Annotated in this window: 7 protein-coding genes; 5 read left to right on the top strand and 2 right to left on the bottom strand. The window is 55.4% G+C overall.

The features are described from left to right. Positions 1-6 precede the first annotated feature (6 nt). The gene (locus NP589_RS21070) at positions 7-639 is read right to left on the bottom strand and encodes a helix-turn-helix transcriptional regulator (RefSeq protein WP_256608734.1); all 633 of its coding nucleotides are present in this window, start codon (positions 637-639) and stop codon (positions 7-9) included. Between the two features lie 198 nt (positions 640-837). On the opposite strand from NP589_RS21070, the gene NP589_RS21065 reads away from it, so the two are divergent. Together NP589_RS21065 and NP589_RS21060 are read left to right on the top strand one after the other, a co-directional pair. Continuing rightward, on the top strand, positions 838-1218 hold the full coding sequence (locus tag NP589_RS21065) for a group I truncated hemoglobin (protein WP_256608733.1): 381 nt from the start codon (positions 838-840) through the stop codon (positions 1216-1218). Positions 1219-1234: 16 nt separating this feature from the next. Continuing rightward, the gene (locus tag NP589_RS21060; protein WP_256608732.1) at positions 1235-2221 is read left to right on the top strand and encodes a 2Fe-2S iron-sulfur cluster-binding protein; all 987 of its coding nucleotides are present in this window, start codon (positions 1235-1237) and stop codon (positions 2219-2221) included. Here NP589_RS21060 and NP589_RS21055 read toward each other — a convergent pair. Then, a complete protein-coding gene (locus NP589_RS21055) occupies positions 2194-3090 on the bottom strand; it encodes a LysR family transcriptional regulator (RefSeq protein ID WP_256608731.1) in 897 nt (298 codons plus the stop codon). The two genes, NP589_RS21060 and NP589_RS21055, sit on opposite strands and share 28 nt — an antisense overlap. A gap of 127 nt (positions 3091-3217) precedes the next feature. On the opposite strand from NP589_RS21055, the gene NP589_RS21050 reads away from it, so the two are divergent. From NP589_RS21050 to NP589_RS21040, 3 genes are all read left to right on the top strand, one after another. Next, positions 3218-4075 (top strand): hypothetical protein, encoded by an 858-nt coding sequence (locus NP589_RS21050; protein WP_256608730.1) that lies wholly within the window; start codon positions 3218-3220, stop codon positions 4073-4075. Positions 4076-4099: 24 nt separating this feature from the next. Continuing rightward, entirely contained in the window at positions 4100-5680 is a 1581-nt protein-coding gene (locus NP589_RS21045; protein WP_256608729.1) for a DHA2 family efflux MFS transporter permease subunit, read from the top strand. Beyond that, positions 5680-6178 (top strand): TolC family protein (locus NP589_RS21040; RefSeq protein ID WP_256608728.1); only part of this gene is annotated, 499 nt, incomplete at its 3' end. The genes NP589_RS21045 and NP589_RS21040, both read left to right, overlap by 1 nt.

Here is a 6178-nt window from a genome sequence, read left to right as displayed (position 1 = left end):
GTTGGCTCACGCGCCTGCGTTGCAGATTTTGAATTTGCAGGCGCAATCCTGTAAGGCCATGCAAGCGGTTTGCTCGATGGGTTTGTCCAACAAAGTGGACATCAGCGCGCGGTCGAATTCGCACAGCTCCGGGTATTGCTGGGCCAGATCGTGATAAACGCAATTAACGGCTTTGATGGTCGGCTGCACTTGTTCGGTATCCATTTCGGCGTGATACCCCAGCGATTGCATCAATTCCACCAGCGCGCTTTGCTTTTGTGCCGGGTCTTTGCCGCTGAATTGCGGGGCCAGCGATTGCGCCAGATTGACGCCCATGCGCCACAGCATTTGCCGTAAAGCCGTTTCGCCCAGTTCGGTTTTCAATTCTCCCAGCAATAAGTTGCAAAACCAGGGGTATTGCTTGGGCAGGCGGTTATGGCCTTGTTCGGTCAGAGTGTAGTTGCGCGAAGGCCGGCCGCCGGTGCTGTTCAAAGCCGCTTCCTGGACCAACTGATCTTTTTCCAAGCCGGTGAGATGCTGTTTCACGGCATTTCTGGAAATCTCCAGCCGCGCGGCCAGCTCGTCTATGCTCATGCCGGCGGTGCTGGACAGCAGTAATTTTAAGATTTGCTCTTGGCGCGAGCCGGTAAGTTTGACCATGTGTATGTCGGGCGGTCGAAAATAAGTAATGCGGCATTCTACGCCGGATCAACTATCAGGCAAAGCACTACGAGCCTATTTTTGCCATATAAATAACTTTTATAATAAAAATATTGCAAAAGTAGCTTTTTTGGCTTACTCTGCATTCGGCTTTGAACAGCCGTATTTTTTTAATTTTGCAACGAAAGGCAGACCATCATGAGCGAAACCACGGCAACTCTTTACGAACAACTGGGCGGCGAAGCTGCCGTTAATGCAGCCGTCGATATTTTTTATCGCAAAGTCTTGAGCGATCACCGTATCAACCGTTTTTTCGATAACACCGATATGGACAAACAGGCAGCCAAACAAAAATCCTTTTTAACCATGGCTTTTGGCGGTCCTAATAACTATTCCGGCGCCGATATGCGTCAGGCCCATGCGCATCTGGTGAAAAAACTGGGTTTGGACGATACCCATTTCGATGCGGTCGTGGAAAATCTGGCTGCTACCTTGCAGGAACTGAACGTGCCGCAGAATTTGATCAATCAAGTCGCGGCCATCGCCGAAAGCACACGTAACGACGTGTTGGATCGGTAACTCGAGGAGTAGGGTGATGTCGATGCATAAAATCAGCGTGAACGACCGCGACATTATTTGCGAGTCCGGCGAAACTGTGCTGGACGCCTGTCTGCGCGAAAACATCGACATCCCCTACGGCTGTCGGCAGGGCGCCTGTCAAAGCTGTATGGTGCGCAGCTTACAGGGTCCGCCGCCGCTGGCGGCGCAAGACGGTTTAAAAGAAGTATTGCGCCATCAACACCATTTTCTAGCCTGTCTGTGTTATCCGCAGCAGGATATGGCGATCAGCATTAGTTCGCCCACCGAGTTTTTTACCGAAGCGACGGTGATTGAGAAAAGTTTGTTGAATGCGGAAACCGTGCAACTGACCTTGCAATGCAAAGAAACCATGGATTATTACGCCGGCCAGTTCGTGAATCTGAAACGCGCTGATGGTTTGACCCGCAGTTATTCGATCGCCAACAATCGTTTGCACGCCAACAAACTCAGCTTTCATATCCGCCGTTTGGCCGGCGGTCGCTTTAGCGAATGGGCGCATCAGGAACTGAATGTCGGCGACAAGCTAGAGGTGTCCGATCCGCAAGGACTGTGCTATTACCTGCCCACGAGCCAAGAGAATAATCTGCTGCTGATCGGCACCGGTAGTGGCCTGGCGCCCTTGGCCGGGATTGTCAGCGAAGCTTTGCATCACGGCCATAAAGGGGCGATTCATCTGTTTCATGGCAGCCGAGAGATGGACGGTTTGTATTGGATAGAGGAAATGCAAGAACTCGCCAGCCAGTACGCCAATTTTCACTATACGGCCTGCGTGTCGCGCGGCGACGCACCGGACGGCGTGGTCAGGGGGCGAGCCAACGACGTGGCGATGACCCTGTTGCCCAGTCTGAAAGGCTGGCGGCTGTATCTATGTGGCCATCCGGACATGGTGCATCAAACCAAACGCCAGGCGTTTTTACATGGCGCGGCCTTGCAGGACATCCACGCCGATGCGTTTCATGTGGCCTCGGCAACACTGGATTGAGGGGGAAGCGCGTAAAACTTTTGCCGCTCCAGTACCGCCAAGGCGCGGATTTGCGCCAACACCTGTTGCAAAACCGGCGCATCGTTATCGCGCTGCGACACCATATAGGCCGGTAATTTGAATTGCGGGCTGTCGGCTACCGGAAACAGTTTGCCGGCTTGCAGCAGCGGTTCGGCGAGGCGCACCGGTAGGAAACTGGAGCCGCGGCCTTGCGCCAGAATCAGCTGTATCGCCATCCAGCCGATATTGACCACCTGCGCCGGCCGTTCCAGATTGGGGTAGCTGTTGCTGTGCTGGGCGTAAAACCCCGGCGCCCAATCGACATAAATGTAATCGTCATTCGGCCAGGGTTGCTTGGGGTCGGTGGTTAATAGCACTAATGTCTCGTCGAATAAATGTTCGATTTGTAGGCCGGGGCTGTGCTGAGGTGTGTACATCAAGCCGATGTCCAATGCACCCGCCACCAGGCTGCGCATCAGGTCTTCTTCAAAGCCGATGTCGCTACGGATGGAAATATCCGGCATAGCCTGGCGTATCTCGCTGATCCATTCCGGCAACAAGGTTTCGCACAAGGCAATTCGCGCACCGATGCTAATGCTGCCGCGAAACCGGCTGGGCAGGCCTATATCGTGCCGGGCTTGTTCCAGTGTCAACAGCAAGGATTTGGCATGCCGTAAAAAACGCCGGCCCGGCAAGGTCAGGCTGGCGCCGGAGCGATTGCGCACGAACAGCGTCACGCCCAAATAGGCTTCCAGGCGCTGGATACGGGTGCTGACGGTGGATTGCGTCACGTATAGGCGATTGGCGGCTTCCAGAAAACTGCCGTTGGCCGCGACGCTTAAAAAGGTTCGGATTTGCTCGATATCCATGGTTTTAATATTGCATTTGTCGATATTAAAGTCCAATAAATATCGCTTGTCTTATATCAAACTGATTTTTATAGTGACCACCCAGTAATGTATCGATTCGATGGCATTCATTGGCGCGGAGGAAATCATGAAAAATTCAAGAGGTTTGTTTACCAGGCTATTTGCCGACCACAAAAAAGTCCTGCTGGGCTTGGCTTTACCGTGCTTGTTGGCGGCCTGCGCAGCGCCAAGTATTAAGCCTGCCGCGTCGCAAATCGACCGCTTGCACAGCTTTTTGATTGTGCCGGTGCAAGCACCGCCTCTGGAAGTGATACCTGACTTGATCGAGCGCCGCGACCCGGCTTACCGGCATGCCCAAAATATGGCCTTGGGTTTTGCCCTACCCACCGAGCTATATCAAACTGCCGGCGGCATCGTCATCGCGGGTATGGTCAGCGACAGTCAAGCGGCTGATGTGGATGCGCTTACCAAGGCGGTGCCAACGGCCGCCGGCGGCTCCGCGAATGCCGAGTTGGTTTGGACGCCCGCTAGGACGGCGGCGCAGAAACTGCGTAGTTTATTGGCGGCGGAAAACCGCAAAGGCGAATTGAGCCGTGAGTATTATCAGCTGCCTACAGCGGGCGACGCCAGTTTGCAGCATTGGCATCAGGCTATCCAAACCTGGTACGGCCAGAACATCACACCAATCGATTATACGGCGATGGGCAGCTACGATGCGGTGATAGAGATTGGTATCGGCAGGTATCGAATCTTCGAAGGGCAAACGTCGTTGCAGCTTTTGATCAAGCTTATCGATCCCGTGTCGCGCAAGGTCATCGCCCGCACGCTTTCGGAGAGTTTTAAGGTTGACGAGCAGGCGCTCGCCTCCCTGGATAACGGCGGCGAAGCGTTCAAGCAACTGATCGGCGATATGGCGGTGCCGCTGTTGCGGCAAAGTTTGGGAGACATCGGTCTGCGCATCCCGCAGCAAGCCAATGAATCTTAGCCTGCTGGCAGAGCCAATAAGCGGATGAACGTCGTCTATCAAAAACGCCTGCGTGGCTGGCGTTTTACGTTATTTAATTTTTGTCTGGGGTTTGGGCATGCACTGGTGATTTTCAATGCCGGCGCTTATATCGCCATGCTGCCCAGAGTGGCCGGTGGCTTGGGTGTGCCGCCCAGCTTTGCGACCTGGACCCAAACCGATTACATGATAGCGCTGGCGCTGGCGTTTCCGGTGGGCGGCTGGTTGGCGCGGCGCTTTGGTGAATATCGGCCCTTCGTCGCTGCCTTCCTGGTTTTTACCTTAGCCTCTTTCATTTGCGCGTATTGCACCGCTTTTTACAGCTATCTGGCCGGCCGCATTTTGTTGGGATTTGCCGGTGGTTTGACGCTGCCCTTGGGCCAGGCCTTGCTGCTTAAGGAATATCCGGATAGACGTAAATCGCTCGGTATCGGGGTTTGGAGCATATTCACGCTGACGCCGTTCACCTTCGGTCCGCCCTTGGGTGGCTGGATAGCCGACAACCTGGGCTGGCGCTGCTTGTTTTGGCTCAACATCCCCGCGGCATTGGCGATTGCCGGCATCGTCGGCGCGCTGCTATATCGGCGCGGTCACCGGCGATCCTGGCAGCGCTTTGATAGCGTCGGATTTCTGTTGTTGGTGATGCTGGTGTTTGCCTTGCAGACGCTGTTGAATCAAGGCAACGATTGGGACTGGACCCATTCGGCCTATATCAATGGCTTAATCGCGTTGATAGGCGCCACGCTGATTTACTGGGTGGTCTGGGAATTGCAAGTGCGCCGGCCGTTTCTGGATATTCGCCTGTTTGCCCACCGCAATTTTGCGATTGGCGTCTTCATTTTATTCACAGGTTTTCTGTGCTTTCAAGGCTTGTTGTCCATGTTAATCGTGCAGTTACAACTGGCTTTCGGCTATTCGTCCTGGGAAGCCGGTTTGGTATTTCTGCCGATGGCCATCTTCGCCAAGCCGATGGCCAGCGTTTTTCACGAGATCGTCAAACGCTGCGATGCCCGGCTGTTGGCCAGCGCCAATTTGCTGGGGTTTGCCGCCACCTATTTCTGGTTGAGCCGCTTCGACGATCCGGACGCGTTTGCGCAATTGTTCTGGCCGAAATTGCTGGAAGGCGCCTGCCTGGGCAGTTTTTTCGTACCGATGACCGCATTGCTGCTGCACGGCCTGCCGGCCGAGCGGCAATGGCGGGCACTGGAGCTGGCGAATCTGTTGCGGATAGCCGCCGGGGCAATCGGCATTGCCTTACAAGGTATTGTTTTGTACTGGCGGGTGCCGCAGCATCTGACCCGCTTTGCCGAAAATCATGGCGCGTTCGAACTGACCGATCATCCCGCTCTGGCCGCACTGAATTCGTTGGGACTCTCCGAGACGGCGGCTTTGGCCAAATATGCCAAGCTGGCCGGCCGGGATGCGGTTTTGCACGGTATGAACGATGCATTCTGGATGGCCGGTTGCCTGTTTGTCGGCATGGCGGCACTGGTCTGGTTTGCGCATCCAACCCGCACGCCGGTTAGAGTCAGTGTCGAGCAGGAGTTACGCCGTGAAACTCAGGAATTGCTCGCGGAGGAAGCCTGATGTCCGCTCGCCGACTGATTGCGCTGACGTTGGCGGTGAGCTTTTCGGCAGGCTGCGCCCGGTTCGGCGAAGAAGAAGGCGCGCGCGCCAGCCTGTTACCCATGCCCGAAATAGCAAACACCGTCGCTACTGCTCGGAGCAAGTTCGAAACCAGCAATGCCTGGCCTTCACAGACTTGGTGGACGGGTTTCGCCAGCCCGGAATTGCAGCGCTTGATAACCGCCGCACTAGCCGACAATCCGGATTTCAAGGCCACCGCAGCAAGGTTGCGGCAATCTCAGGCGATGGTCGATGCGCAGGCCGCCGAGTTGTATCCGACAGTAGACGCCAATGTCAGCTTCTCGGCCCAACGCTTCTCGGCAAACAGCGTGCAAGCCAAACTGGCCGGGGAAAACTTTCGGCACATGCTGATTAATCCCTTGATCTTGCGTTACCACCTGGACTTTTGGGGACGCGACGCGGCGGCCTTGCAAGGCGCGGTCGGCCGCTCGCTGGCGG

This window comes from Methylomonas rosea (genome assembly GCF_024505055.1).
GTDB classification, from domain to species: Bacteria; Pseudomonadota; Gammaproteobacteria; order Methylococcales; family Methylomonadaceae; genus Methylomonas; species Methylomonas rosea.
The sequence above is the reverse complement of the archived record's forward strand: the minus strand, read 5'-3'. Positions and strand labels throughout refer to the sequence as shown.

Excerpts from the sequence above, each read along its gene's own strand:
- NP589_RS21070 (WP_256608734.1), bottom strand. The coding sequence starts at position 639 with ATGGTCAAACTTACCGGCTCGCGCCAAGAGCAAATCTTAAAATTACTG.
- NP589_RS21065 (WP_256608733.1), top strand. The coding sequence starts at position 838 with ATGAGCGAAACCACGGCAACTCTTTACGAACAACTGGGCGGCGAAGCT.
- NP589_RS21060 (WP_256608732.1), top strand. The coding sequence starts at position 1,235 with ATGTCGATGCATAAAATCAGCGTGAACGACCGCGACATTATTTGCGAG.
- NP589_RS21055 (WP_256608731.1), bottom strand. The coding sequence starts at position 3,090 with ATGGATATCGAGCAAATCCGAACCTTTTTAAGCGTCGCGGCCAACGGC.
- NP589_RS21050 (WP_256608730.1), top strand. The coding sequence starts at position 3,218 with ATGAAAAATTCAAGAGGTTTGTTTACCAGGCTATTTGCCGACCACAAA.
- NP589_RS21045 (WP_256608729.1), top strand. The coding sequence starts at position 4,100 with ATGAACGTCGTCTATCAAAAACGCCTGCGTGGCTGGCGTTTTACGTTA.